Raw genomic sequence first — 2,455 nt, 5'->3', positions numbered from 1 at the left:
CCGGCCCCGGCGCCGGGCGCGGCGGCGGCGTTGTCCCCGCTCCCCGGGCCGAGCAGCACGTTTCCGGCCGGCGACCGGCCGCCGAGCACGGCCGGGTCGAGGACGCCGGCCGACTCGGCCGGCCCCAGCACGGTGGGCAGCCGCAGCGTCCGGCCGAACGCCATCTCCAGCAGGTCGAGGCGGTACGTGCCGGTGGCCGGGGACCAGTAGCCGGTGCCGCTGGCGTCACCCCGGTCGGTAACCAGCGCGTCCAGCCCGGGCGCACCGGCCAGCCGCCAGGTGAGCCAGTCGTGCGGCAGGCAGACGGCGGCCACCCGGTCGGCGTTCGCCGGCTCGTGCCGGGCCAGCCAGCGCAGCTTGGTGGCGGTGAAGCTGGCCACCGGCACGCTGCCCACCGCCTCGGCCCAGAAACGGCGGCCGGCCTCCCCGCCACCGGCCTCGGCGATCAGGTCCCGGGCCGCTCCGGCGGAACGGGTGTCGTTCCAGAGCAGGGCGGGCCGGACCACCCGGCCCGCCTCGTCCAGGCAGACCATGCCGTGCTGCTGGCCGCCGACCGCGACGGCCGCCACGTCGGCCAGCCCACCGGCCGCGTCGGCGGCCGCCCGCAGGGCGTCCCACCACGCCTGCGGGTCGACCTCCGTGCCGTCCGGGTGCGGCGCGCGGCCCTGCCGGACCAGCGCGCCGGTCTCCGCGTCCCGGACGACGACCTTGCAGGACTGGGTGGACGAGTCCACCCCGGCGACGAGCGGCATGGCGGCCCGCCTCAGCGCGCGCCGAGCAGGTGCTCGACGGCGAGCTGGTTGAGCCGGACGAAGCCGAAGCCCTTCGCCCCGGCGGCGTCCGGGTCGAACTCCTCGAACGCGGAGCGGTCGGCGAGCAGGTCGGCGTAGCTCTCCCCCGGGTTCAGCGTCGGCGTGGCCAGGTCGGTGACCTTGCTGGCAGCGAGGGCCTCGGCCACCTCCGGGTCCGCCCGGAACGCCGCGGCCCGCTCCTTGAGCAGCAGGTACGTGCGCATGTTCGCCTCGGCGGAGGCCCACACCCCGGTCATGTCCTCGGTCCGGGAGGGCTTGTAGTCGAAGTGCCGGGGACCGTCGTACGCGCGGCCGCCGTTCGGGCCGCCGTGCTCCAGCAGGTCCACCAGGGCGAACGCGTTGAGCAGGTCACCGTGGCCGAAGACCAGATCCTGGTCGTACTTGATGCCGCGCTGGCCGTTGAGGTCGATGTGGAAGAGCTTGCCCTGCCAGAGGGCCTGGGCGATGCCGTGCGCGAAGTTCAGCCCGGCCATCTGCTCGTGGCCGACCTCCGGGTTGAGCCCGACCAGCTCGGGACGGGCCAGGGTGGAGATGAAGGCGAGCGCGTGCCCGACGGTGGGCAGCAGGATGTCGCCGCGCGGCTCGTTCGGCTTTGGCTCGATGGCGAAGCGCAGGTCGTAGCCCTGGTCGACGACGTACTGGCAGAGCAGGTCGACGGCCTCCCGGTAGCGGTCCAGCGCCGAGCGGACATCCTTGGCCAGGTCGTACTCGGCGCCCTCCCGGCCGCCCCACATCACGAAGGTGCGGGCACCCAGTTCGGCGGCGAGGTCGACGTTGCGCAGCACCTTGCGCAGCGCGTACCGCCGGACGTCGCGGTCGTTGCTGGTGAAGCCGCCGTCCTTGAACACCGGGTGGGTGAAGAGGTTGGTGGTGACCATCGGCACGACCAGGCCGGTCTCCTCGAGGGCCTTGCGGAACCGGGTCAGGTGGGCGTCGCGGGTGGCGGCGTCCGCGCCGAAGGGGACCAGGTCGTCGTCGTGGAAGGTGATCCCGTACGCGCCGAGCTCGGCGAGGCGGTGCACCGCCTCCACCGCGTCCAGCTCGGGCCGGGTGGCGTCGCCGAACGGGTCACGGGCCTGCCAGCCCACCGTCCAGAGACCGAAGGAGAACTTGTCGGCGAGGGTGGGACGGGGTGCCATGGCAGACCTCCGGTGGTGTCGTCCGCAATTTGTTCAATGGTTGAATTAAATGACCGGCATGTGGCAGTGTCAAGGGGTGACCAGCGCCAGCACGGCCGGTGCCGTCCGGCAGGGCAGCCTCCGCGAGCTGAACCTCGCGGTGGTGCTCCGGCGGATCGCCGCCGCCGACCGACCGCCCTCCCGGGCCGAGATCGCCGCCCGCACCGGGCTGACCCGGGCCACCGTCTCCGCCGTGGTGGACGATCTGATCGCCGGCCGGCTGGTCACCGAGGCCGACCCCGCCCCACGTACCGGAGCCGGCCGGCCCGCCCGCGGCCTCGTGCTCGCCGGCGACGGCCCGGCCGGACTCGGGCTGGAGATCAACGTCGACTACCTGGCGGCCTGCGTGGTCGACCTCGCCGGGGCGGTCCGGCACCACGTCATGCACCGAACCGACCTGCGGCCGGTCTCCCCCGCCGACGCGCTGACCCGGCTCGCCGCGCTCGACGTCGACGCCCTCGGCGC

The 2,455-nt window shown here is 74.4% G+C and carries 3 protein-coding genes; 1 reads left to right on the top strand and 2 read right to left on the bottom strand.

What is annotated here, in order from left to right:
- On the bottom strand, nt 1–752 hold a 752-nt coding region (locus DKL51_RS25260), incomplete at its 3' end, for an FGGY family carbohydrate kinase (protein ID WP_260428665.1).
- Between the two features lie 11 nt (nt 753–763).
- Complete coding sequence (gene xylA / locus DKL51_RS25255) at nt 764–1,951, bottom strand: xylose isomerase (protein WP_109944308.1); 1,188 nt, start codon at nt 1,949–1,951, stop codon at nt 764–766.
- A gap of 49 nt (nt 1,952–2,000) precedes the next feature.
- Here xylA and DKL51_RS25250 point away from each other — a divergent pair.
- A partial coding sequence (locus DKL51_RS25250; RefSeq protein WP_148097843.1) for a MarR family transcriptional regulator occupies nt 2,001–2,455 on the top strand: 455 nt, incomplete at its 3' end.

The organism is Micromonospora globispora (assembly GCF_003857015.1).
GTDB lineage: Bacteria > Actinomycetota > Actinomycetes > Mycobacteriales > Micromonosporaceae > Micromonospora > Micromonospora globispora.
The sequence above is the reverse complement of the archived record's forward strand: the minus strand, read 5'-3'. Positions and strand labels throughout refer to the sequence as shown.

Coding starts and splice junctions, on each gene's coding strand:
- xylA (WP_109944308.1), bottom strand. CDS start 1,951: ATGGCACCCCGTCCCACCCTCGCCGACAAGTTCTCCTTCGGTCTCTGG.